Genomic DNA, 25,652 nt, shown 5'->3' on the forward strand with positions numbered 1-25,652 from the left:
ATCACGGGATAAGAGCAGGAGGAGATATGGAACGCAAACGTGTACTGGTGCTGAGCCCGCACGCGGACGACGCGGAACTGGGCGTGGGCGCCTACCTGGCCCGGGTCATCGATGCCGGCGGCGAAGTGATGGTGGCCCTGGCAACGGTAGGAAGGAGCCGGTCGCTCTGCCTTGGCCGCGAGGTGACCGAACAAGAACGGATGGACGAATTCTCCGAATCGATGGCCGTGCTTGGTGTACAGACAACCGAGGTCCTCACCAGGGGACTCGACGGCGTGCTCGACAGCTTCCCGCGCGCGCAGATGGTCGGCATGCTGGACGCGCTGCAGAACCGCTTCGAGCCGGACGAGGTGCTGATTCCGCTGTCGTCTTCGCACCAGGATCACCGCTATTGCTGGGAAGCCGGCGTTGCCGCCACGCGCCTGAACCCCGCCAAGCATGCCTCCCGCCTGGTGGCGGCCTACGAATATCCGGCCACGTGCTGGGGCGGTGGCGGCATCGTCAATCCCTTGGGTGGCTCGCTCTATATCGATGTGAGCGCCACGTGGTCGCGCAAGGTGGAGGCGTTGCGCAGGCACCGCTCGCAAATGCATGAGGGTGCCGGGCACCTGGTCAGCATCGAAGGCGTCACGGCGCTGGCGCAGTGGCGAGGTGCGGAAGCCGGCTTCGCGCTGGCGGAGGTGCTGCACATCATGCGCGCGCGCTGGCCGGGATGACGTTGGCCTGCTGCCCCATGTCTGCGCATGCACGGGGCCGGGCGCTACGTGCGGTGTTGCGCACCGCGGCGCCAACAGACTAGTCCGGCACGCTTGCTTCAACGGTGTAAGTCACCGGCTGTGCCGGGCCAGGTACCCGGCGCGCCGGCGCTCGCGCGCTCCATCTTTCAGTCCCCCAGGTCAAGCAAGCCGTCTGTGTTGTGACGGCGAAGCCATGTTGCGCCCCGGGCAGATGCAATTATTTCATTAATCTAAGTCGCGACAGAGAAAATCCGGGATGGCCATCGTGCGATATATCCTCGTTGCTGATCCGATGCATTAATTAATTTGTCATAATTTTTAATGTTTAGAAATGATTTTTATGTTATCTGGTGTGGATGCGGATCCGCCAGAAATCGTGGAATTAATGTCGGATTCCCGCTCTCATGCACCTTTTGCGACCCTTGTGTTCGGTAGGCAACGCACGGATCGGTGCGGGATTTGCTGCGATGCATCATTCTGCTTAAAGTAGGAACTAGTTGCAGAACAGCGCGCTGGGACAAGCGATTTGAGGCGAGGTCGCAACCCGAAAAGGCTGTATTTACAACGTCTTGCACGAAATTTTGGAGCGGGCGGACGCATTCCGCCAACATCTCGCTACTTTCCGACACGGACACATTTCTCGGATTCGGGATCGCTACGATGCATTGCAACACCAATAAATTCGCGCAAGAACGGATCAACAATTCTTTGGGGGAAAATCATGCCGTACGCCCAACTTGAGCCCGCAACGGTTAGTTGGCTTCATACCTCAACTAACCGTTCAAAGTGCGCCGTGCGGCGCGTCGGAATTCTGCTGTTCGATGGTTTTTCATTATTGGGTGCGGGTTTGGTGGCTGAACTATTCCAGACCGCCAATGAATGCTCGGCGTCCGATCCTGCCAAAGAATCCGCTTATGACGTGCGCCTGCTTTCCGTCGACGGAGGCAGCGTCGCCTGCTCCGCGTCCGTACGGGTCTGGACCGACGGACTCGATCCACGCCAGTTCATCGGTTTCGATGTGCTCTTCATCGCCGGTGGCGCGGGCGCTCATGCCGCTGCGGCGGACGAGCGGCTGCTGCGCTGGCTGCGCGTTGTCTCCCCCCGCACGCCCACGGTGCGGCCCATCGCCGAAGGCCGTGCCGTGCTGGCGGCGGCCGGCGTGCTCAAGCCGCACGAGGACGAGCATCGCCATCCCGTGTTCGGGCTGCACGCCTCGGACGAGTCCGGCGAGCAGTACGAACTTGTCAGGGGTGCGCTGACGCTGATCAAGCGCGATCTTGGCCTGGACGTGGCGCGCGCGGTCGGTACCCGGGTGATGCCCGCCTGGACCGCCCGCCTGATGCCCAGGCTCGCGGATACCGGCGCGACCAGCGCGGGCGACAAGATCCGCGCGGCCGCGCGCTGGCTGCATGAGCACTGCGAGCAATCCATCTCGGTATCCGATGCCGCGCAGGTGGCGGCCATGAGCGAACGCAACTTCCTGCGCCGCTTCAAGCTGGAAATGGGCGTGACACCGTCCGACTACCTGCTGCACGCCCGCCTGGATACCGCGTGCAGTTTCCTGGCCGAGACGGAGCTGCCTGTCGACAAGGTGGCGCGGCGCTGCGGCATGGGCAATGGCGACCGGCTAGCCAAGATTTTCCGCAAGCGCATGTCGATTTCCCCAACGGAATACCGTCAGCGCAGCAAGGTCAGCGCAGTGGGTTAGCAGGCAGACCGGCGGTGTATCCGCGGGCCAGCAGGTCCGCGCATTGCCCCGCGTAGACGATTGGCGCCACGGGCCGCTTGCGCAAGAGCGCGGCGCCCGACCAGGGAGGGCTGGATCATGTCGAACAAAGTGCTGGAGCCTGTTGCCGTGCAACCCGGGGACACCGCCGCGGCGGCGCCGGGCGCGCCCGTGCGCTTGCGCATTGCGCCCGTGGTGCTGGCCGGCGGTGCGGGCACGCGGCTGTGGCCGCTGTCGCGAGAACATTTCCCCAAGCAGCTGATCGACCTGGTGGGCAAGGACTCGCTGCTGCAGTCCACGCTGCTGCGCATGCAGGGCTTCTCCGCCGGCCACGAGATCGAGCCCAGCGCCATCATCGTCTGCGGCGACGAGCATCGCTTTATCACCAGCGAACAATTGCAGGCCAGCGGCATGCAAGGCCGGCTGGTGGTGGAGCCGGTCCGGCGCAATACGGCGCCCGCGCTCACGCTGGCCGCATCGCTGGCGCTGGCCGACGGCCAGGACGCAATCCTGGTGGTCATGCCGGCCGACCACGCGATTGCCGATGCCGGCGCCTTTCACCGGGCGCTGTCGATCGCGGCCGCCCATGCCAGCGAGGGGGCCATCGTCACCCTTGGCGTGCCGCCCACGCGGCCCGACACGGGCTATGGCTACATCAAGCTTGGCGAGATGCTGCCCGACGGCGTGCGCCACATGGAGCGCTTTGTCGAGAAGCCTGCCATCGAGCTTGCCGCGCAGTACGTGGCCAGTGGCAACTACTGGTGGAACAGCGGCATCTTTGTCGTGCGCGCCACGGTCTGGATGAGGGCGATCGAGGCATTGCATCCCGCGATCCACGAGATGTGCGTCGCGTCGGTGGCCGAAGGCAAGCAAGAGGGCCTGTTCTTCCGGCCCGCGTCGCGGCAGTTCTTCCTGAGCCCGTCGGACTCGATCGACTACGCCGTGATGGAGCGCCTGGACAACCCGGCCTCGCCGTGCCGGGGCGTGGTGGTGCCACTGGAGGCGGGCTGGTCGGACCTGGGCTCGTGGGACGCCGTGTGGGATGCCATGGACAAGGACGCCGAAGGCAACGCCGGGCGCGGCCGTGTGGTGTTCGAAGGCGCGCACTCCAGCTATGTCCATTCCGACGGGCGCCTGGTGGCATGCGTCGGGACCAGCAACATCGTGGTGGTGGAGACAGCCGACGCGGTGCTGGTCGTGGATCGTTCGCATGTGCAGGACGTCAAGGATGTGGTCGCGCGCATGAAGATCCTGCACGCGCCGGAGGCCGACACGCACCGCAAGGTACGCAGGCCCTGGGGCTTCTATGACTCCATCGAGCATGGCGATCGCTTTCAGGTCAAGCGCATCGTGGTCCAGCCGGGCGCGCGCCTGTCGCTGCAGCTGCATCACCATCGCGCCGAGCATTGGGTGGTGGTCAGCGGCACCGCGATGGTCACGCGTGGCGAGGAGCAATTCCTGCTCAGCGAGAACCAGTCCACCTTTATTCCGCTCGGCGTGCTGCATCGCCTGGAGAACCCGGGAAAGCTCCCGCTGGAGATCATCGAGATCCAGTCCGGCGGCTACCTGGGTGAAGACGACATCGTGCGCGTCGACGATACCTACGGCCGTTGCCCGGGACCACAAGCGTAAGGACCAAGGGACGAGGAACGAAGGACCGCCGGGCCACGCGGGCGCCGCCGGACGCGACCATGGGGAGGTCGCGTGCGGCGCGCCAGGAATACGTGGCGTGGCGCGCTGGAAAGCGACATGAGGGAAGTCAAGAAGGAAGTCAGGCAACGAGTGGTGAAGAAACGTGAAGGGCTGGGAAGAACGGGGAGAGGAACATGCTCAAGATTGAAGGGTTGCTGGCGCGCCTTCTGGATGTCGCGCTGGTGTTTGCCGGTGCCGCGATTGCCTCGCACATGCGCTTCAACGACATGTCGCAGCGCACGTTCTACGACGTGTTCATCGCGCTCTCCGTCGCGTTCACGCTGGCGCTGTTTCCTGCCTTCGGCATCTACGAGTCCTGGCGCGGACGCTCCAAGATCGGGCTGGCCGGCCATATCGCGCTGGCCTGGCTGCTGGTGCAGTTCAGCGGCGTCATGGTGTTGTTCTCGTTGCACCATATCGACATCGTCTCGCGCCTGTGGTTCGTCTACTGGACGGGTTCCACCGGCGCCATGCTGATCGTGTCGCGCCTGATGACCCATGCGGTGCTGGGCCAGGTACGCAGCGCAGGCATGAACCTGCACAAGGTCGCCGTGGTTGGCTGCGGTGCGCACTGCAGCGCGGTCATCCGGCGCGGCGTGGCCGCGCCTGCCTCCGGCTTTCGCGTGGTGGCGGCGTTCAACGTGGCGCCGCAGGGCGGCAGCCTCAATGCGAAGGTGCCGACGTTCGACGATCGCGCTGCCTTCCACCGCTATATCCGCTCGCAGGATATCCATGAACTGTGGCTGGCGCTGCCGCTGTCTGAGGAGCGCGTCATCCTGGAGTTCGTGGAGGAGTTCCGCGACGAACTGGTCAATGTCCGCTTCATGCCGGACCTGCACAGCCTGGCGTTGTTCGACAGCGGCACCATCGAGCTGATCGGCATGCCCGCGATCAACCTGGTGGCGTCGCCGCTATCGGCCTCCGCGCTGCGCCAGAAGGACGTGTTCGACCGCCTTTTCGCCGCAGCCGCGCTGATCGGCCTGTCGCCGCTGCTGATCGCGATCGCCATTGCCGTCAAGCTGTCGTCGCGCGGGCCGGTGCTGTTCAAGCAAAAGCGCAAGAGCACCGACGGGCGCATCTTCACCATCTACAAGTTCCGCTCCATGCGCACGCATGCCGAGGCGGCCGGCGTGGTGACCCAGGCCAAGCGCAACGATCCGCGCATCACGCGCGTGGGCGCGTTCCTGCGGCGTACCAGCCTGGATGAGTTGCCGCAGTTCTTCAACGTGCTGCGCGGCGACATGTCGGTGGTGGGGCCGCGCCCGCATGCCATCGAGCATGACGACCAGTACCAGAAGCTGGTCAGCGGCTACATCCACCGCTACCGCGTCAAGCCCGGCATTACCGGCTGGGCCCAGGTAAATGGCTACCGCGGCGAGACGGATCGCATCGAGAAGATGGAGGGCCGCATCGCCTGCGACCTGTACTACCTGGGCAACTGGTCGTTCGCGCTCGATATGCGGATCATCGCCGCCACGGTGGTCAAGGGCCTGGTGCATCGCAACGCGTACTGAGCCGTACTGAGCCGTACGGAGCGCAAGGACAGGGCCGCGGCAGGCGCTAGCGCGTTGCCGGCGGGAAGCGATCGTTAGATGGAAGTCAACAAGACATGGCTACCTCATTCGAAACCCAATACACCGATGTCTCCGGCCCGGCCGAGCTTCGGCTGTCCGACTACCTGGTGACGCTGGTCGACCACTGGCGCATGATTGCTGCCATCACCCTGCTGGCGCTGGTGCTGGGCACCGTCTATGCCTTGCTGCAGAAACCGGTCTACCGCGCCGACGCCATGATCCAGGTGGAGGAGAGCAAGGGCGGCAACGCCGCCAATGCCAACCAGGGCTCGTCGCTGCAGACGCTGTCGTCGATCTTCGATCCCAACTCCTCCACGGCGGCCGAGATCGAGCTGATCCGGTCCCGGCTGGTGGTGGAGGAGGCGGTGCGCAAGCTGCATCTGGATATCGCGGCCAGGCCGCGCTACTTCCCGGTGATCGGCGCGTGGCTGGCCGCGTACAACAGCGGGCTGGCACCGCCCACGGAACTGCTCGGCCTGTCGCAGTACGCATGGGGCGCGGAATCCATCACGATCTCGCGGCTCGACACGCCGCAGAAGTACTACGGCAAGGTGTTCAAGCTGATCGCCGACAGCGCGCACACCTATACCCTGCGGGATCCCGAAGGCAATACGGTGCTGCAGGGCCGGGTGGGCGAGGAGGCCGAAGGCACCACCGCGCTTGGCCCCGTGCGCATCCGCGTGGATGCGCTGGTCGGGCGCAGCGGGTCGCAGTTCGAACTGGTGCGCGCATCCACCATCGGCACGGTGGAGCGTATCCAGCGCGCGCTCGCGGTGGCCGAGTCCGCCCTGCAGTCCGGCATCATCCGCGCCAGCCTGGAAGGGCCGGACCCCAAGCTCACCGCGGACATCGTCAACACCGTCGCGCGCCAGTTCGTGCAGCAGGACATTGGGCGGCGCTCCGCCGAAGCCGAGCACACGCTGGCGTTCCTGGACCAGCAACTGCCGGCGCTGCGCAAGGAGCTAGACCTGGCGGAGGAGCGCTACAACTCCTTTCGCAATCGGCAGGGCACCGTCAACCTCGGCGAGGAAAGCCGGCTGCTGCTGCAGCAGATCGTGGAGAACAAGACCAGCCTGGCCCGCTTGCAGACGCGGCTGGCCGAGATCCGCACGCACTACACCGACGCCAACCCGGCGGTGGTGGCGCTGATGGCACAGATCGAAACGCTGAGCGCGCAGCAAAGCACGCTGCGCCGCAGTGTCTCCGTGTTGCCGGATACCGAGCAGACCGCACTGCGGCTGGAGCGGGACGTGCGCGTGGATACCGAGCTCTATACCAACCTGCTCAACAACGCGCAGCAACTGCGCATCGTCAAGGCGGGCCAGGTCGGCAACGTGCGCGTGGTGGACTTCGCCGAACCCGCGGACGACCCGATCCGCCCGCAACGCGCCATGCTGGTGCTGATCAGCGGCGGCATCGGCCTGGTGCTGGGGGCCTTGCTGGCGTTCCTGCGCAAGGCCCTGTATGGCGGCGTGGAGCATCCGGAAGAGATCGAGCGGATGCTGGGCGTGCCGGTCTGCGCGGTGGTGCCGCGCAGCCAGACGCAGCTGCGCCTGCAGCGCGAGCTGCGCGCCTCCGGCAGCAGCGGGCTGGGCGTGCTGGCGGCACGCGCGCCGGACGATATCGCCGTGGAAGGCGTGCGCGCCTTGCGCACCACGCTGCAGTACGCGCTGCACACCGCCCGCAACAACGTCGTGATGCTGACCGGCTCGCGCCAGGATGCCGGCAAGTCGTTCCTGTCCGTGAACCTGGCCGCGCTGGTCGCGTCCGGGCGCAAGCGCGTGCTGCTGATCGACGGCGACATGCGGCGCGGCGAGGTTCATGTGCACTTCGGGCTGTCGCAGGTGCCGGGACTGTCGGACACGCTGATGGGCACGGACATCGACTCCGTGGTGATCCGCGAGGTGCTGCCGGGCCTGGATGTGCTGACCCGCGGCAGCTTGCCGCCCGATCCGGCGGAGCTGCTGATGAGCGATCGCTTTCACGCCATGCTGGACCTGTTCAAGCAACGCTACGACATGGTCATCATCGACACGCCGCCTGTGCTCGCGGTCACGGATGCCACGCTGCTCGGGCGGCACGCGGGCACCACCTTGCTGGTGGTACGCCACGGCCGGCATTCCGCGGCCGAGGTCACCGAGACCGCGCGGCGCCTGGCCAACGGCGGCGTGACGCTGCATGGCGTGCTGCTGACCGATGTCCCCAAGCCGCCACTGCTGCTGCGCACGGGCTACACCGAGTACTACGGCTACGAAGGACGGGTGAAGTAGGGCCGAGGGGGGCCGCTGACTCGACATCCATACCAAGCATTACCAACGCAAGGCGGGAGAACGACAATGACGCGCAAGGTTGCTCTGATCACTGGTGTTACCGGGCAGGACGGTTCCTATCTGGCTGAGTTGCTGCTCGAAAAGGGATACGACGTGCACGGCATCAAGCGCCGCACCTCCCTGTTCAATACAGACCGCATCGATCACCTTTACCGCGAGCGGCACGATCCCGACCGGCACTTCTTCCTGCACCACGGTGACCTGACGGATGCCACCAGCATGCTGCGCGTCATCCAGCAGGTGATGCCCGACGAGATCTACAACCTGGCGGCCCAGAGCCATGTGGCCGTCTCGTTCGAGGAACCCGAGTACACGGCCAATGCCGACGGCCTCGGCACGCTGCGCATCCTGGAGGCCATCCGCATCCTCGGGCTGCAGAAAAAAACACGCTTCTACCAGGCTTCCACCTCCGAGCTGTACGGGCTGGTGCAGGAGATCCCGCAGAAGGAGACCACGCCGTTCTATCCGCGCAGCCCCTACGCGGTGGCCAAGCTCTATGCCTACTGGATCACGGTCAACTATCGCGAGGCCTACGGCATGTACGCCTGCAACGGCATCCTCTTCAATCATGAGTCTCCGGTGCGCGGCGAGACCTTCGTCACCCGCAAGATCACGCGGGCGATCTCGCGCATCGCGGTCGGGCTGCAGGACGAGTTCTACCTGGGCAACCTGTCCGCGCTGCGTGACTGGGGCCATGCGCGCGACTATGTGGAGATGCAATGGCTGATGCTGCAGCAGGACCAGCCGGAGGACTTCGTGATCGCCAGCGGCGAGCAGTACAGCGTGCGCGAGTTCGTCCAGTGCGCCGCCGCCGAGCTAGGCGTCACCGTGCGATTCGAGGGCAGCGGCGTGGATGAGGTCGGGATCGTGGAGTCTGTCAGGGGCAAGGAAACCAAGCTCACCCCGGGCAAGGTGATCGTGCGTGTGGATCCGGCGTATTTCCGGCCCACCGAGGTGGAGACCTTGCTGGGCGACCCGTCCAAGGCCCATGCCAAGCTGGGCTGGGCGCCGCGTACGCCGTTCTCCAAGCTGGTCAAGGAGATGGTCCGCTCCGACTTCCAGATTGCCCGGCGCGATGCGCTGGTGACGCTGGCCGGCTTCCAGGCGCTGGAACACCACGAGTAAGCGCCATGGACAAGAACACCGTCTTCTTTATCGCAGGCCACAACGGCATGGTGGGCTCCGCGCTGGTGCGGCGCCTGCGGGCCGATGGCTACCGCAACCTGGTGACGCGGGACCGCGCCGAGCTGGACCTGACGGACCAGGGCGCGGTGCACCGCTTCTTTGCCGACGAGGGCATCGAGGTGGTGCTGCTTGCCGCTGCGCGCGTCGGCGGCATCCTTGCCAATGCCACGCGGCCGGCCAGCTTCCTATACGAGAACCTGGTCATCGAGACCAACGTGATCCACGCCGCGTACCAGGCAGGTGTGGGGCGGCTGGTGTTCTTTGGCTCTTCCTGCATCTATCCACGCGACTGCGCGCAGCCGATCCGCGAGGAGTACCTGCTGACGGGCGCGCTGGAGCCCACCAACGAGGCCTACGCCATCGCCAAGATCGCCGGGCTGAAACTCTGCGAGGCCTACAACCGGCAGTTCGGCACCCGCTATCTCTCGGTCATGCCGACCAACCTGTACGGCCCCAACGACAACTACGACCTCGCCACCAGCCACGTGCTGCCGGCGCTGATCAGCAAGGCCTGCACGGCAACCCGGCAAGGCGCCCCAAGCATGACCATCTGGGGCACCGGCAAGCCGCGCCGCGAGTTCCTGCATGTGGATGACCTCGCGTCGGCCACGCTGTTCCTGCTGGAGCGCGAGGTGCCGCAAGGCGTATTCAACGTCGGCACGGGCCGGGACTTGCCGATCCGCGAGCTGGCGGAGCGGATCTGCCGCATTGCCGGCTTCGAGGGCGAACTTGTGTTCGATACCTCCAAGCCGGACGGCACGCCTTGCAAGCTGCTTGATGTTTCGAAACTGGGGCAGATCGGCTGGCGGCCCGCGATCGGCCTTGATGAAGGGATTTCCGCCATCTACCAGGAGTATTCGCGGCGCATGGAAGAGGGGTTGCCCAGGGTCGAGCAGGCAGGGGCAACAGCGCTCTCCGGTGCCGTTATCGAGTGACCGCAAACAGGAGATAACAATGTCAGGCTCAGTCACGATATTCCACAACGTAGTCTGGTCGCGCCACAAGGGCGCGGTGTTCTCGGCGTTGCACAGCCAGTCTGCGGCAAGCTCGATCCATTACGACATGGTGCAGATCGCGGAGACGGAGCACTTCCGGCTCGGCTTCTCGGACGTCGACTACTCGTTTCACAACTATCCCATGCACCAGCTGTACGCCGGCTGCTATGAGGATGTGCCGCGCTGGAAGATGACTGCGCGCCTGACCTGGGAAGTGCTCAAGGCCAAGGGCGAGCTGGTGGTGCTGCCGGGCTACCACCGCCCGGAATACTGGGCGATGCTGCTGGCCTGCATCGTCACCGGCAAGCGGCGCGCGGTGTTTTGCGACTCCACCGGGCGGGACCGGCCGCGGCGCATGCTGACCTCCATTCCCAAGCGCGTGTTCTTCTCGCTGTGCCACGGCTACTTCGGTTTTGGCGAGCGCAGCCGCGAATACCTGATGTCGCTCGGCGCCAAGCCGGAGCGGATCTTCACGCCCTGCCAGGCGGCCGCCATGCCGGCCACCTACAAGCCGGAGCAAGCCCTGCAGCAGCGCCTGAAGCACCGCGCCGACGGTGCGCCTGTGTTCCTGTATGTGGGCCGCCTGTCGGAAGAAAAGGGGCTGGACACCCTGCTGGAAGCCTTCGCCGGCGTGCACAAGACGATGCCGTCGGCAACGCTGCGGCTGGTCGGCACCGGGCCGATGTCAGGCACCCTGCGCCAGATGGCGGCGGAGCTCGGCCTTGAGGCCGCGGTATGCCAGGTCGGCAGCCTGCAGGACGAAGGCTTGTCCAAGGAGTACTACCGGGCGGCCTGCATGGTCTTGCCCAGCCATAGCGAGCCGTGGGGCCTGGTGGTCAACGAGGCGCTCGCCCATGGTTGCCCGGCGGTGGTCAGCGAGAACTGCGGCTGCGTGCCGGAACTGGTGCTCGAGGGCGAGACCGGGTTTGCAGTGCCGGCGCGCAGCGCCGCCGCGCTGCAGGCCGGCATGACCCGCGCGGTGGCGGCGTTCGCGGATACCCAGGCCACCGCGGAGCGGTGCCTGTCCGTGATCCGGCGCTTCGATCCGGCGAACGCCGCGTCGAATATCGCGCGCGGCTGCGCCGCGATGCTGAGCGAGCCGGAAGTGCATCAGCGAACGGGCGTGCAGACCTAAGCCAGGACCCAGCCAGGACCAGCCCGCTTTTCTTCCTGCCGCGTGTCTTGACCTTGCGATGGCCTTTGCGGCCATTGCAGGGAGGGTTGCGCGTGTTCGCTGCATGCGCAGCGCTCCCTGGTCGGCCGGCTGGCCGGGAGGAAGGCGTCACGTTGCCGGAGTGACACACGCAGAACCGAATGGAGAGTCCCGTGAGAATCCTGATCTGCGGACAGAACTATGCGCCGGAGTTGACCGGAATCGGCAAATACACCGCCGAGATGGCCGAAGCGCTGGCCGCCAGCGGGCATGAGGTCCGCGTGGTCTGCGCGCCCCCTTACTACCCCGGCTGGCGCGTGGGCGAGGGATATTCCGCCTGGCGCTACACCCGCGAGCTGCGCGGCGGCGTGCAGGTGCATCGCGCGCCGTTGTGGGTGCCCGCGCGCCCGACCGGCGCTACGCGCCTGCTGCATCTCGCCAGCTTCGCGCTTGGCGCGCTGCCGTCCTTGCTCAGGCAGGTGCTATGGCGCCCGGACGCCGTGATGGCGATTGCCCCCAACCTGATGAGCGTGCCCGCCACATGGATGGTGGCGCGCCTGGCCGGCGCCAGGACCTGGCTCCACGTGCAGGACTATGAAGTCGATGCTGCCTTCGAGCTGGGCATGCTTAAAGGCGCAAGGCTGCGGCGCGCGGCGCTTGCCACGGAGCGTCTCCTGATGCGCCGCTTCGACGTGGTGTCCACCATCTCGGAGAAGATGGCCGAGCATGCGGTGCGCAAGGGCGTGGCCAGCACGCGCGTGTTCCGCCTGCCCAACTGGGTGGACACCACCGCCATCTACCCGCTGGAGCGGCCCAGCACCTATCGCGAGGAGCTCGGCATTGCGCCGGACCAGAAGGTGGTGCTCTATGCGGGCAACATGGGCGAGAAGCAAGGCCTGGAAATCCTGGTGTGCGCGGTTGCCGCACTGGCCGGCAATGCCGGCATCACCTTTGTCTTCTGCGGCAACGGCCCGGCCCGGGCCATGCTGGAAACCCACTGCGCCGGGCTGGACAACTGCCGCTTCCTGCCGCTGCAGCCCGTCGACCGGCTAAACGAACTGTTGAACCTGGCGGACATCCACGTGCTGCCCCAGCGCGGCGATGCGGCCGACCTGGTCATGCCCTCCAAGCTGACCGGCATGTTTGCCAGCGGGCGCGCCATCGTCGCCATGGCGCTGCCGGGGGCCGAGCTGTTCGCGGCGGTATCGCCGCGCGGGGTTGCGGTGCCCCCGGACGACGTCGAGGCCCTGGCGGGCGCCATCAAGCGGCTCGCGGCATCGCCCGCGCTGCGTGCGGAGCTGGGGGCCGCGGCACGCGGCTACGCCGAGGCGACGCTGTCCGCCGCCGCCGTGCTGTCCCGCTTCGACGCCAGGCTGCGCGCGTTGTGTGGAGAAGGCTCGGCCCGGCCCGCGGCGGGGGAGCCCCGCGTCGGGGACGAACTCCCGGCCAACGTATTGCAGCCGGAGAAGGTGGAGTAGGTGCTGTAGGTGCTGTAGGTGCGGTAGGCGGCGTAGGCCGGGCGTCGCGCACGCAACAACAAGAAAGCAGGCGCAGAACCAAGTGCAAAAAAAAAGACAGGGGAGGTGAAGCATGTCAGCGACACAACCAGGCGCGGCGCCAGCACAAGGCCGAGCGGCAGCGCGGCCTTACGGCACGGCGACGGCAAGCCACGCCGTGGGGACTTTGCCCGCGCTCACCAGCATCCGCTTCCTGGCGGCGCTGACCGTCGTGCTCTGCCACTTCACCGAGATCGGCGTGCTCAATGGCCCGGTGTGGTTCCTGCAACTGGCCGACGGCGGCCGGCCGGCTGTCTCGCTGTTCTTCGTGCTGTCCGGCTTTGTGCTGACCTTCACCTACCGGGACAAGATCGGCCTGCCAGGCGGCGCTGCCGCGTTCTACGCCGCGCGCTTCGCCAGGATCTACCCGGTGCTGGTGCTGTCGCTGCTGTTGTCGCTGCCGGTGACGGTGTGGCTCTTGCATACGGGCGACAGCGAGCTGTTGCGCGAGTGGTATGGGCTCAAGGGGTCGTACGTCGCGATGCTGGCGGTGAGCCTCGTGGCCCAGTTGCTGGCGCTGACCGCGTGGCTGCCGTTCTCGGCGCTCAACCAGCCATGGAACGGACCGGCCTGGAGCATCTCCTGCGAGGCCTTCTTCTACGCCTTGTTTCCGTTGCTGCTACGCCGGCTGGAAAAGCGTGGCAGCGGCGCGCTGGCGCTGCTGTGCCTGGCGCTGTGGCTGTTACAAGGTGCCTGGATCGCGCTGCTGCTGGCGGTGCTGCCGCCGTCGCGGCATGGCTTTCTGGTGGCGCAGTTTCCGCTGACCCACCTTTTCGAGTTCGTGCTCGGTGTCTGCGCGGGCATTGCCTACGCGCGGCTGCGTGGCGCCGGCGGCAGCCGGCACGCGCTCGGCATGGCCCTGGTGGCGGTGGCGGTTTGCGCGATCGGCGCGCTGGCGGTGCTGCGCCCGCTCAGTCCCGCCTTCTACCTGCAGGCGCCGTTCTTTGGCGCGCTGATCCTTGGCCTTGCCTTGCTGGAGCGGCCGGTGGCAGGCGTGCTGCACCGGTGCTGGCTGGTGTCGCTTGGTGAAGCCAGCTTCGCGCTCTACCTGATTCACGTACCGCTGGCGCGCATGGCTTACCTGGCCGGCTGGCGCCAGCAGGCCGGCTGGCTGGCGATGGCCCTGGCCATCTTGCTGAGCGTGGCCATCTACCGCTATGTCGAGGAACCGATGCGCCGGCAGTTGCGGCGCCGGCTGGCGCGCCCGCGCATAGTGCTGCCCGCAGTGCTGTCCGTGGTGCCGCCTGTGCCGCCGCCCGCATCGGCGGCCCAGGCACCGGCCGTGCCGGTGCAAGCCTCCAACGGATGAAGGAGGGCCCGCCATGCGCAACCGCTTCGCGACCATCTGGATATGGCTGATGCTATGCCCGCTGGCAGTGGATTTCAAAAGCGTCGATGAAAACGGCAGCCGTCTGACGCAGATCCTGCTGACCTTGCCGGTGATCGCGGCTGGCATTGCCCTGGCCTTGATCGCGCCGCGCTTTGTCACGCGCACCCGGTTGAGCTCGGCGGTCATGGCCGCGTTGCTGCTGACCGTGCCGGGCAGCATCGTCCCGCAATTGATCCAGGGCAACGATGTTGGCAATTACCTGCGCGTGCTGTTGCCGTTCATGCTGTTCCTGATCGGCTACCTGGCCGCGCGCCATCCGTGGCCGCAAGAGCGCCTGACGCAGATCGAGTCGGCGATGTTCGCCGCCATGGTGACGTCGCTGCTGTTCAGCTTTGCCTATGGCATGGCGGTGGGGGGCGGGCTGGAGACGGTGCGCTTTCGCATTGTCTCGGTGGTCTTCCTGGCGACGCAGGGCGTGCTGCTGCACGAGTTCGTCATTGCCAGGCGCGTGACCAGGTTCACCGTGCTGCTGTTCATCGGCACCGTGACCATCGAGATGCTCAGCGTCACGCGCAGCTTGCTGGTCGGCACGGCGTTGCTGTTCTGCTTTGCCACGTGGCTGAGCGCGGCGTCGCTGCGCCATCTGCTCAAGGCGGTGCTGCGCGCGGTCGTCATCACGACGGTGCTGGTAGGCGGCACCGCGTTGATTGGCTCGGCGCTGTTTCCGAGCGTCGCCGCGCACTGGACCCAGCGGATTGCGGCGGGCAAGGCAACCGCTTCCGGCATCGACCCGACGACCGCCACCCGGCTCGCCGAGCTCAAGGACCAGTATGACCAGGTCATCTCGAACACGACGTCGCTCGTGGTCGGCAAAGGCTACGGGCATTTCTATCGTTATTCGCCCGCTTACCTGAAGGCACTCTCCGGGCAGATGAGCGAGAAAGAGTTCTATGCCATCAACGAGTGGACGGCGGGGCATAACTTCTGGGTCTACCAGTTGTTCGCTGGCGGCTTGCTGTTTGGCATCGCGTTTCCCGCCATCGTGCTGTTCTCGCTCTATCGCGGCAGCATGGCCTATCGCCACTGGCGGCGCGTGGCGCCGAACGCGCCCAACCTGGCCGTGATGGGCCGCGCCTTGCTGGTGCTGGCGGCGCTGCCGGCCACGTCGATCGGCGGCAATCCGCTGGGCCCGCGCTTTTCCGGCGTGGTGTACGGCGTGGCGCTGGGCCTGCTGGTGGCCACGCATGCGCAGCTGGCCCGCTCGACGGCCGCGAAGCTCGCCGCGCAGGGCGCGGCGGCCGAACGCGCGCGGCAGGCACGACAGGCAAAACAGGGAAGGCCCAGGCGAGCCCCGCTGGCGGGGGCGCCCGCGCTCAGGCCCGGGACCTATCCACCGATGCTGACAACGATAGCCCACGCGCCGGCTGCCAACGCGGCCGGCGACGACCAGCCCGAGCGTGCGCCCAAGCGTCTGCGATTTGCCCCGCAAGGAGTCGACCGATGAACATCCTTCACCTGCTTTCATCGATCGATCCCAGGCTGGGCGGACCTGTGGAATGCGTGCGCCAGGGCAGCGCCCAGCTTGTCGCGCAGGGCCATCGCGTGGAGGTGCTGTCGCTCGATCCGCCGGATGCGCCCTACCTGGCCGACTTCCCCTTGCCTTTGCACGTGCTGGGGCCCGCGCGCGGCTACTACCACTACTCGCCGCGGCTGGTGCCCTGGCTGCGCGAGCATGCGCAGGAGTTCGACGCGGTCATCATCAACGGCCTGTGGCAATACCATGGCTTTGGCGCATGGCGCGCGTTGCGCAAGCTGCAGGTGCCGTACTACGTCTACCCGCACGGCATGCTCGATCCCTGGTTCAAGCGCGCCTACCCGCGCAAGCACCTGAAGAAGTGGCTCTACTGGCCGTGGGCCGAGTACCGCGTATTGCGCGATGCGCGAGCCGTGTTGTTTACCGCCGAGGAAGAGCGGCGCCTGGCCAGCCAGTCCTTCTGGCTGTACCGCGCCAGGGAATCGGTCGTGAGCCTTGGCACGCAGTCGCCGCCCCCGGAGCACGACGCCGACGGCGTGGCGTTGCGCGAGCGCTTCCTGGCGGCATACCCCGAGCTGCGCGGCAAGCGCATCGTCTTGTTTCTTGGCCGCGTGCACGAGAAGAAAGGCTGCGACCTGCTGATCGATGCCTTTGCCCGCGTGGCGGCGCTGGACCCGCAGGCGCACCTCGTGATCGCGGGCCCCGATAGCGCGGGATGGGTGCCGCGGCTGCAGTCGCAGGCCGCAGCGCGTGGCATCGGCGCACGCGTGAGCTGGCCCGGCATGCTGCGCGCAGAGATGAAGTGGGGCGCGTTCTACGCCAGCGATGTGTTCGCACTGCCCTCGCACCAGGAGAATTTCGGCATCGCGGTGGCCGAGGCGCTGGGTTGCGCCGTGCCCGCGCTGATCTCCGACAAGGTCAACATCTGGCGCGAGATCGAGCGCGACGGCGCGGGCCTTGCCGCGCCCGACACCGTCGAGGGATGCGAGGCGCTGCTGCGGCGCTGGCTCTCCATGGACGACGCCCAGCGCGTGCAGATGCGCGCCTGCGCCAAGGCAACGTTCAACCGGCGCTTCACCGTGGAGAGCATGGCTCGCGACCTGCTGCGCGTGCTGCAGTCGGGTGAGCCGGCGCAGGCCGAGATGGAGCCCGAATGGCTGGGCCGCGATGCCTGATGCGGGATGCGTCCGGCAACGCACGCGCTTGGCCGCGGTTAGCGCAATGTTGGCGCACGCGAGCGAGGGCGTCGTACGAAGATGGAAGCGGGAAGGGTAGCGGCAATCCGTCTTGAAACCGGCCAACAGGGGGAGCAGTAGATGTTTATCGACACCAGAAAGCTCGAAGAGGACGCCGTGGTGCACACTACCGTCTGCATCATCGGCGCCGGGGTGGCCGGCATCACGCTGGCGCTGGAGATGCAGCGGCTTGGCATCGATGCCTGCTTGCTGGAGAGTGGCGGCTACAAGGCCGACGACGACACGCGCGACCTCTATCGCGGCGAGAACATCGGGCTGCCCTATACCTTCGCCGATGGCAGCCGTAGCCGCTTTCTCGGCGGCAGCAGCAATTGCTGGGGCGGCTGGTGCCGCCCGCTGGACCCGTGGGACCTGGAAAAGCGCAGCTGGGTGGCGCACAGCGGCTGGCCGTTCGGGCTCGATGAGCTCACCCCATATTACGAGCGCACCCATGCGCTGCTCAAGCTCGGGCCCAACAACTTCGATCCCGCTTACTGGGAGGCAGCCATCCGCCGTCCCGACGTGCGGCGCCTGCCGCTGATCGGCGAGCATATCCGCGACACGATCTCGCAGTTCAGCCCGCCGGCCCGCTTTGGCAAGCTGTACCGCGAGCCGCTGGAACAGTCGCATCGCGTCAAGGTGTATCTCTACGCCAACGTGGTCGACATCGGCACCAATGCCGATGCCACGTCGGTGACGCAGGTCTCGGTCGCCACGCTCAGCGGGCGGCGCATCAAGGTGGCGGCGCGCTTGTTCGTGCTGGCCACGGGCGGCATCGAAAACGCGCGCCTGTTGCTGGCATCGAACAAGGTGCAGCCTGCCGGCCTGGGCAATGGCGCGGACCTGGTGGGCCGCTATTTCATGGACCATCCGCGGCTGATGTCCGGCAGTGTCCGCTTCAACAAGGGATGGGCGCGCAACAAGCTCTACGACATCAAGTACCACTACCAGAACGCGGCGGTGAGTGCCAACGGCACCTATGTCTCCTCGCAATTCGCGCTCAAGCCCGCCGTGCTGGAGCGCGAAGGCCTGCTCAATGCGCGGGTGTGGTTTTTCTCGATGTTCTATGGCGAAGGCAGCAAAGGCGCGGAGGCGCTGTTCCGCACCAAGCAGGCACTGCTGAAGAAGGACCAGCCAGGCCACAGCCTCACCCGGGACCTGCTGACCATGGCCGCGCATCCGATCGACACCGTGGGCTTCGGGCTGACCCGGCTGATGCAGCCGCGCTCGCTGATCACCGACGTCAAGATGCAGGCTATCGTGGAGGCCGATCCCGATCCGGACAGCCGGGTGACGCTGTCCGAACACCGCGACCGGCTCGGCGTGCCGCGAGTGCGGGTGCACTGGCGCGTGGGCAGCCTGGTGCAGCGTACCTTTGACCGCACCTTTGCGCTGCTGGCGCAGGAGCTGCAAAGCAGCGGCGTGGCGCAAGTCACGCTGGATCCACCCGTGGAGGGCCAGCCCTGGCCGGCCGCGCTCGAAGGTACCTGGCACCACATGGGCACCACACGCATGCATGATTCGCCAGCAATGGGAGTAGTGGACCGTAATAGCCGCGTCCACGGCATCTCGAATCTCTACGTGGCCGGCAGTTCGGTGTTCCCGACCGTCGGCGCGAATTTTCCCACCATCACCATTGCTGCGCTGGCATTGCGCCTGGGCGGGCACATCGCACGGGAGCTTGGCATGCCGTGCGCGACCTACACGAGCGACGGCATGCCGCAGCGCAGGGCGCCTGCACGCGAGCCTGAGCAAGCGATGACGCTGGCGGGCGCGGGCATGGCGGCTGCGGCGCAGGGCCTGGAGCCTTTGCGGGAGGAGTGACTTCGGGGGCTAGGCTTGGGCGCGGGCGTGCCTGCGCGACTGTGGCCTAACGTACATAGAGACCAGGTATTGGCGCGAATCTTGCGGCTATCCGGGGGGCGGAACCCCAGATGGATCGTTGCAGGCGCAGCGCCCTCGAACGACTTGAATGCGGTTCACGACAAGGAGACGCTGCCATGGCAACCAGGATCTTTCCCGCTCTTGCATTCGTTGCCGTTCTTGGCGGATGCGCTTGGGCGCCGGGCCCGGCACTGGACTCGAGTCGCCTGCATGACGACATCGGCGCCAAGACTGGTACGGAAGCTTACCCGGTGCAACTGATCAACTCGGCGGTGATCTCCCGCCAGATTGACGCGGTTGCTACGACCAACAGCCAGGTGACACCCGCCACGGGCGCGAACCTTGCCCAGAGCATCGCGAAGTATGAATACCGCATCGGCCCGCAGGACCTGCTGGGCGTCACGGTGCTGTACAACCCGCAACTGAGCTCCAGCGCGGCGAACATGCAACCTATTCCGATCGCGCCCGGCGCCGACGGCGCGCAACAGCAGGCGCCGCTGGAGCAGAACGGGTTTCGCGTCGGCGCCAATGGCGAGGTCTACTATCCGCCCGTGGGCATGCTGCGGGTTGGTGGAAAGACCGTGGAGCAGGTGCGCAGCATGATCTCCACGGCGTTGTCCAAGGAGATCCGGGACCCGCGGGTCGACGTGCGCGTGGTGTCGTACCGCAACAGCCGGATCGACGTCACGGGGCTGGTGAAGAACCCGGGATCGTTGCAGGTCACCGATGTGCCGCTCTCGATGATCAACGCCATTGCGCGCACGGGCGGCACGTTGCCCGATGCCGACGTGCAGAAGGTCAGGCTGACGCGCGGCGACAAGGTCTACGAGCTGGACCTCGATACGCTGACCGAGCGGCGCAATGGTGTGGGTGATTTCCTCTTGCAGGGCGGCGACATCATCAATGTGCCCGACCGGCTCTCCAGCCGGATCTTCGTGATGGGCGAAGTGGTCAAGCCGACCTCGCTGCTGATGAACAAGGGCCGGCTCACGCTGGCCGACGCGCTCGCCGGCGTCAACAGCATCGACATCCGCGCTGCCGACCCGCGCCAGGTCTTCGTGATCCGCGGCGCGCGCGAGAACCCGACCCAGCCAGCCGTGTACCGGCTTGACATGACACAGGTGGATGCTTTGCTGCTGTCGACGCAGTTCCGCATGGAGCCGCTCGACGTGGTGTATGTGGGCACGTCGGATGCCGTGCGCTTTAACCGGGTGCTCGAGCAGATTACGCCGACCATCCAGACCCTGTTCTTCACCAAGCAACTGGGCAAATAAACCAGGGCTGGGGGGCAGGCAGTTGGGTAGTTGGGGTCTTGCAGGGGGAACACATGATGCACAGCCAGCGATTCGCTCCGGACGTCAATCACCTCCTGCGCGGCTTGCCGCGCGACGACTGGGAGGCCATCTCCAACCACCTCGAACTGGTGCGCCTGCGCCCCGGGCAACTGTTGACCGATTGCGGGCAGCATACCAACCATGTGTATTTCCCGACCACGGCGGTCGTCTCCATGCTGTCCTTCCTGGAGGACGCCACTACCGTCGAGATCGCCACGGTCGGCAACGAAGGCATGGTCGGCATCCCGGTGGTGACGGGGGGCAATGCCATGCCCTACCGGCTGGAGGTGCACACGCCCGGGTTCGGCTACCGGCTGGCGGCGAACAAGCTGCGGCAAGAACTGCTGCGCTCGCCGGCAATCCTGCGGCTGACCCTGCTGTACGTGCAGGCATTGCTCACGCAGATCGCGCAGACCGCGGTGTGCAACCGCTATCACTCGCTTAACCAGCAGGTTTGCCGCTGGCTGCTGCTCGCCGTCGACCGCCTTTGCTCGAACGAGATCGCCATCACCCAGCAGGTCATTGCCACCAAGCTGGGCGTGCGCCGGGAGGGCGTGACCGAGGCCGCCAGGAAACTGGCGGATCTCGGGCTGATCCACTACAGCCGCGGCCACATCACGGTGATCGACCGGGTCCGGCTGGAGCTGCACGTCTGCGAGTGCTACGGCCTCGTCAGGCGCGAATACGGGCGCTTGCTGTCCACCGGGGATGACGGGCCGGCCTTGACGGAACGGGTGGGACACGCCCGCGCGCTGGCTGTCTGTGCGCATCACGCGCACTGAGCGCAGCAAGGGCTGCGGGGCATGTAGGGCATGAAGGGCATGGAGTGCATGCGGGGGAGCTGAGCGTGATTACCTTTACCGAAGTGGGCTTGTCCGCGGCATCGCGGCAGCCGGGTTCCCGCGCGCGCTGGGGCGCGGCCCGGGCACTGCTTGACCATGCCGGCTGGATCCTTGCCGCCATGCTGCTTGGCGCGCTGTGCGGCGCGCTGTATGCGTGGTCGCTGCCTGCCATGTACGAGGCGGACGTACTGGTGCGCCCGGAGTCTGCCAGGCGCCTTGCGCTGAATGCGCAGGGCACGGCCAGCGCGGGGCAGCCCGCCGACGAACTGCGGCCGGATGCGATGACCAGCCGCGCGGTGCTGACGCCGGTGGTGCGGGAAACCCGGCTCGATATCACCGCGGCTGCGCGTACTGTGCCCGTGGCCGGCGCGCTATGGGCGCGGTTTGCCGGTGGCGCGCAGTTCGGGCAGCCTTCCAGGCCGCTGTCGACGCCGCTAGCCGCGCCGCTGGAGAGCCTGTCCGCCTACGCCTGGGGGGGTGAGCGGATCGACCTGATCGCCCTCAACGTGCCCGACGCGCTGCTCAACCAGCCATTGACGCTGGTGGCGCTGGGCGACCAGCGCTTTCGCCTGCTGAGCGAGGACGGCGCGTTGCTGCTGACGGGCAAGGTCGGCGACATCGCGCGGGGCAATGGTGTTTCGCTCAAGCTGGCGCAGCTCACCGCGCGCGCGGGAACCGAGTTCGTGGTGATGCGCCGCGACGCCATCACGGCTGTCGAGCTGCTGGCGCGCGGACTCAAGCTGGAGCCGCAGCGCGGCACGGCCACGGCAACCGGGCCGAATGGTGGAGCGGCGGGCGGCGCGGCTGGCGCGGCCGCTGGTGCAGCCGCCGACGCGGTGCGCATCGTCTGGCGCGACGCCGACCCGGAGCATGCCGCGGCCGTGGTCAATGCCGTGGCCCGCTCGATTGTCGATACGCAGGTTGGCCATCGGCGCGAGCAGGACAACCAGCAGCTGGATTTCGTCTCCAGCGAGCTGCCGCGCGTGAAGGCCGAGCTGGAGGCGGCCGAGGCGGCCTTGGCCCGGTACCGCGCGCGCGCCGGGTCATTGCAGCCTTCCCAGGAGTCGCAGTCCTACCTCAGCGGCAGCATCGAGTACCAGCGGCAGATCTCCGGGCTGCGGCTCGAGCGCGCGCGCCTGCTGCGCAATTACATGCCGCAGAGCCAGGAAGTGCGGGCGATCGACGAGCAGATCGAGCAGCTGCGCGGCGACAGGCGCAGCATGGATAGCCGGCGCCAAGGGCTGTCCGAGGCGGAGCGGGAGTCGGGGGCGCTCAGCCGCGACGTGAAGGTGGCCGAGGACATGTACATGTCCTTGCGCCGGCAGGCACAGTTGCTGTCTCTGGCGCAGTCCGACCAGAGCAGCGACGTGCGGCTCGTGGATCTTGCGGTGGCACCTGCGTTGCCGGCCGGCCCGAATCGGGCGCTGGTGACGGGCCTGGCGGCGCTGCTGGGCCTGTTGGCCGGCTCCGGGCTGGCGGCACGCAAGAGCCGTGCGTTCCGGGGCATGGAGAGCGCTGCCGCGATCGAGGGGAGCCTGGCGTTGCCGATGGTGGGCGAGGTCGTGTTCAGCCCCGAGCAGCTCGAGCTGGAGCGCAAGAGCCTGGCGCAGCCGCGCCCCTTGCGCGCACCGGTCTTGTCCGCGTGCGAGCCGGGCCAGACGGTGCGGCTCGCACGCGGCACGGACGACGCGGCGCGGGCGAGCCTGCGGCACTGCGTGTCCACCGCTTCGGTGCACCCCGGCGCGGCGCATGAAGACACGGTGCTGCACGACCGGTACCTGCTCGCGCGGCAGTATCCGCATGCCCCGGCCGTTGAGGGGCTGCGCACCTTGCGCGCGTCGCTGCACTTCGCCATGGACGGCGCTGCCAACCACATCGTGGCCATCACCAGTGCCTCCGTGGGCGCGGGCAAGACCTTTGGCGCGGTCAACCTGGCCGTGCTGGCGGCGGAGGCCGGCATGCGCGTGCTGGTGGTCGACGCCGACCTGCGCCGTGCCCGCGTGGCCGGGCAGTTCGGCCTGGAGGGCACGCTGGGGCTGGCCGACCTGCTGGGCGGGGCCCTCACGCTGCATGATGCGATCCAGCCCACCGCTGTCGGCGGGCTGTGGCTGCTCTCGGCCGGCACGCGGCCGGCGAATCCATCCGAGCTGCTGATGCTGCCCGCCCTGCGGGAGGTGCTGCTCACCTGCGCCGCGGGCTTTGACCTGGTCCTCGTGGATACGCCCCCCATCCTCGCGGTGGCCGACGCCGCGCTGGTCAGCCGCGTTGCCGGCGCCACGCTGCTGTTCGTGCGCGCCGACATCACGCCGCAGGAGAAGGTGGCAGAGGCGCTCAGGTACCTGGACCGGGCCCACGCCAACGTGATCGGCGGCGTGCTCAATGGCTTGCAGGTGCGCCGTAGCAACCGGGAGCGCTGCGCCGAGACCAGCGACTACCTGCGCGCGAGCGCGCCGGAGGATGGCACGGTGCCGGCCTGGCGCATCGGCTGACCCGCCGTCTTCGACGTTTGCCTGCGTAGGGGCCATGGGCGCCGGGGGCGCGGCCGCGTGCTTGTGTGTTTGTGGGGGCACGCGGCATGCCCGCCATCTTCTCCACCCTTTATCGACCAGAACGGCCTCATGAGAAGCACGAACGGCAGGCACCTGCCCGCGCTGTCCCACCTGGTGGCGCTAGAAGCTACCGTCAGGCTAGCCAGCGTGACCGGCGCGGCCGACGAGCTATGCCTGACGCAGAGCGCGGTCAGCAAGCAGTTGACCGAGCTCGAAGAATACCTCGGCGTGCCCATGCTGACCCGCCGCAAGGGCGCGGTCTCGCCCACCCAGGCAGGCGAGCAATATCTGCGCGCGGTCCGCAAGGTGATTGCCGAACTGGAGGAAGCCACGCTGGAGGTGCTGACAAGCAGGGGCAGCGGTGGCCGGCTCGATCTGCGCGTGCCGGTTTCGCTAGGCAATATCTGGTTGCTGCCGAGGCTGGCGGGGTTTGCCAAGGCCCATCCGCAGATCCAGGTCAACGTCACCGCCAAGGCAGGCACGGTGGATCTGCGTGCGTCCGGTCTGGACGGCGCGATCCAGGTTTGCACGGGCCTGCCCGAAGGGCATGTCGGCGTCAAGGTGATGCCACTGGCCTTGTTTCCGGTGTGCGTGCCCGAACTGCTGGCGCAGGCGGAGTCCGCCCAGGCTGCGCTGGAGCACCTGCCGCTGCTGCACCAGGCGGAGGCGCTGGAGGCGTGGGCGGGCTACTTCGACGTGATCGGCATGGCGGAGCGCAGGGCCCTGCGCGGGCCGCGCTATGCTTCACTGGCCATGGGGCTGCAAGCGGCGCTCAGCGGCATGGGGATCGCCCTGCTGCCCGATTACGTGGTGAGGGAGGACCTGAAGGCGGGGCGGTTGGTGCGGTTGCTGGACGCCACTTATGTCTCTCCCAAATCCTATTACTTTGTTTGCCTTGAGGACAAGTGGCATAGCCCGTTGGTCGGGGTCTTCGTGTCCTGGCTGCTGGCGGAGGTGGCGGCGGATACGCCACCCCGGATGCCCCCGCAGGTGCCAGCCGGGAATGAATAGGCCGGCCGCCACGCCTTACCAGGTGCAGATGCCCCAGTCGGTATACAGCGGCATTTCCAGGCCCAGCGCCGTATCTGTCACCGCATGGATCTGCACGAAGGGCCGCTCGGACTCCACTTTGCCGAAGATCGCCGCGAACGGGATCTCACCCGCGTCCCGTCCCGTGCCGATGCGCAGCAGGCCCGTGGGAATGGAGGTGCCGGAGGGGTCGACGAGATACCACCTGCCCGACAGGAAGACTTCCACGAAGGCATGGAAATCCGGCGGCCCGAGCGCGGGATCCGCGCCGTAGTCCAGGCTGCTGGAGATGCGTGCGGGAATGCTCAGCGCCCGGCAGATGGCAATCATCAGGTGCGCGAAATCCCGGCACACGCCGATGCGCTCGACGATCGTATCCACGGCCGACGTGCGCTCATTGGTGGACGTCGAGAGGAAACGCACATGGTTGCGCGCCCATTCCCGGATTGCCACGATGCGCGAGTAGCCCCATGGCACCTTGCCGAACTCCCGCAGGGCAAACTCCATCAGGCGGTCGGATTCGCAGTAGCGGCTAGGCGCCAGGTAGGGCAGCACCTCGAAGGGCAGTTGCGCGATCGGCACTTCGTGCAAGGTCGAAGGATCGTCGAGGCGATGGTCGATATCGACCACGGCTTCATAGTGGATCGCCAGATGCCCCTTGGGGGCGCGCAGCCGGATCAGCCGGTTGCATAGCATGGCATCGGTGTACTGGTCCATGCGCAGCACGGGCGGCACCGTCAGACGCTCGGAAACAATGCTCTGGCGGGCGGTACGGGCGGCTTCGATGTTGAACAGGAAGTCAGCCTCGGCATCCAGGACTTCATACGACAGGTCCACCGAGTATCGAAGACGGTTCATTTGATGCCCCCTTGCCCGCGCGGCATGACAGGCGCTTGCTGATGAATAGTTCGTGACAGGGCTCGACGGATCGCCACGGCAGCCGTCAAGCGGGGATACGTGCCCGTCC

The 25,652-nt window shown here is 66.9% G+C and carries 18 protein-coding genes; 17 read left to right on the forward strand and 1 reads right to left on the reverse strand.

The window, feature by feature from the left end:
- Positions 1–26 precede the first annotated feature (26 nt).
- From AC1Q7Q_RS23125 to AC1Q7Q_RS23205, 17 genes are all read left to right on the forward strand, one after another.
- Complete coding sequence (locus tag AC1Q7Q_RS23125; RefSeq protein WP_492371816.1) at positions 27–716, forward strand: PIG-L deacetylase family protein; 690 nt, start codon at positions 27–29, stop codon at positions 714–716.
- 742 nt (positions 717–1,458) lie between these two features.
- Positions 1,459–2,445, forward strand: coding sequence for a GlxA family transcriptional regulator (locus tag AC1Q7Q_RS23130; RefSeq protein WP_416050815.1), 987 nt, complete (start codon positions 1,459–1,461; stop codon positions 2,443–2,445).
- A 117-nt stretch (positions 2,446–2,562) separates the two neighbouring features.
- Positions 2,563–4,095 (forward strand): mannose-1-phosphate guanylyltransferase/mannose-6-phosphate isomerase, encoded by a 1,533-nt coding sequence (locus tag AC1Q7Q_RS23135; RefSeq protein WP_492371815.1) that lies wholly within the window; start codon positions 2,563–2,565, stop codon positions 4,093–4,095.
- A gap of 194 nt (positions 4,096–4,289) precedes the next feature.
- Positions 4,290–5,669: an undecaprenyl-phosphate glucose phosphotransferase gene (locus tag AC1Q7Q_RS23140; protein WP_416050813.1), complete on the forward strand. Its 1,380-nt coding sequence runs from the start codon at positions 4,290–4,292 to the stop codon at positions 5,667–5,669.
- Positions 5,670–5,764: 95 nt separating this feature from the next.
- On the forward strand, positions 5,765–7,999 hold the full coding sequence (locus AC1Q7Q_RS23145) for a polysaccharide biosynthesis tyrosine autokinase (RefSeq protein WP_492371814.1): 2,235 nt from the start codon (positions 5,765–5,767) through the stop codon (positions 7,997–7,999).
- 66 nt (positions 8,000–8,065) lie between these two features.
- Positions 8,066–9,184, forward strand: a complete 1,119-nt coding sequence (gene gmd, locus AC1Q7Q_RS23150; protein WP_492371813.1) for a GDP-mannose 4,6-dehydratase — start codon at positions 8,066–8,068, stop codon at positions 9,182–9,184.
- Positions 9,185–9,189: 5 nt separating this feature from the next.
- Complete coding sequence (locus AC1Q7Q_RS23155; RefSeq protein WP_492371812.1) at positions 9,190–10,179, forward strand: GDP-L-fucose synthase family protein; 990 nt, start codon at positions 9,190–9,192, stop codon at positions 10,177–10,179.
- 19 nt (positions 10,180–10,198) lie between these two features.
- Complete coding sequence (locus AC1Q7Q_RS23160; RefSeq protein WP_492371811.1) at positions 10,199–11,374, forward strand: glycosyltransferase family 4 protein; 1,176 nt, start codon at positions 10,199–10,201, stop codon at positions 11,372–11,374.
- A gap of 191 nt (positions 11,375–11,565) precedes the next feature.
- A complete protein-coding gene (locus AC1Q7Q_RS23165; protein WP_492371810.1) occupies positions 11,566–12,870 on the forward strand; it encodes a glycosyltransferase WbuB in 1,305 nt (434 codons plus the stop codon).
- Positions 12,871–12,982: 112 nt separating this feature from the next.
- Positions 12,983–14,257, forward strand: coding sequence for an acyltransferase family protein (locus tag AC1Q7Q_RS23170; protein ID WP_492371809.1), 1,275 nt, complete (start codon positions 12,983–12,985; stop codon positions 14,255–14,257).
- Between the two features lie 13 nt (positions 14,258–14,270).
- A complete protein-coding gene (locus AC1Q7Q_RS23175) occupies positions 14,271–15,782 on the forward strand; it encodes a hypothetical protein (protein ID WP_492371808.1) in 1,512 nt (503 codons plus the stop codon).
- On the forward strand, positions 15,779–16,987 hold the full coding sequence (locus AC1Q7Q_RS23180; RefSeq protein ID WP_416050806.1) for a glycosyltransferase: 1,209 nt from the start codon (positions 15,779–15,781) through the stop codon (positions 16,985–16,987). The genes AC1Q7Q_RS23175 and AC1Q7Q_RS23180 overlap by 4 nt, the downstream gene beginning before the upstream one ends.
- Positions 16,988–17,128: 141 nt before the next feature.
- Positions 17,129–18,871 (forward strand): FAD-dependent oxidoreductase, encoded by a 1,743-nt coding sequence (locus AC1Q7Q_RS23185; protein ID WP_492371807.1) that lies wholly within the window; start codon positions 17,129–17,131, stop codon positions 18,869–18,871.
- Between the two features lie 176 nt (positions 18,872–19,047).
- Positions 19,048–20,205, forward strand: coding sequence for a polysaccharide biosynthesis/export family protein (locus tag AC1Q7Q_RS23190; RefSeq protein ID WP_492371806.1), 1,158 nt, complete (start codon positions 19,048–19,050; stop codon positions 20,203–20,205).
- Positions 20,206–20,261: 56 nt separating this feature from the next.
- On the forward strand, positions 20,262–21,047 hold the full coding sequence (locus tag AC1Q7Q_RS23195) for a Crp/Fnr family transcriptional regulator (protein WP_492371848.1): 786 nt from the start codon (positions 20,262–20,264) through the stop codon (positions 21,045–21,047).
- A gap of 65 nt (positions 21,048–21,112) precedes the next feature.
- The gene (locus tag AC1Q7Q_RS23200) at positions 21,113–23,596 is read left to right on the forward strand and encodes a polysaccharide biosynthesis tyrosine autokinase (RefSeq protein ID WP_492371805.1); all 2,484 of its coding nucleotides are present in this window, start codon (positions 21,113–21,115) and stop codon (positions 23,594–23,596) included.
- A 129-nt stretch (positions 23,597–23,725) separates the two neighbouring features.
- Positions 23,726–24,667 carry a LysR substrate-binding domain-containing protein gene (locus tag AC1Q7Q_RS23205; protein WP_492371804.1) on the forward strand — a complete coding sequence of 314 codons (942 nt, stop codon included), beginning with the start codon at positions 23,726–23,728 and terminating at the stop codon, positions 24,665–24,667.
- Between the two features lie 15 nt (positions 24,668–24,682).
- On the opposite strand, the gene AC1Q7Q_RS23210 is transcribed toward AC1Q7Q_RS23205, so the two are convergent.
- Positions 24,683–25,543, reverse strand: coding sequence for a transglutaminase-like domain-containing protein (locus AC1Q7Q_RS23210; RefSeq protein ID WP_492371803.1), 861 nt, complete (start codon positions 25,541–25,543; stop codon positions 24,683–24,685).
- Positions 25,544–25,652: the final 109 nt, after the last annotated feature.

The sequence above is a fragment of the Cupriavidus sp. GW823-FHT07A04 genome (assembly GCF_058794615.1).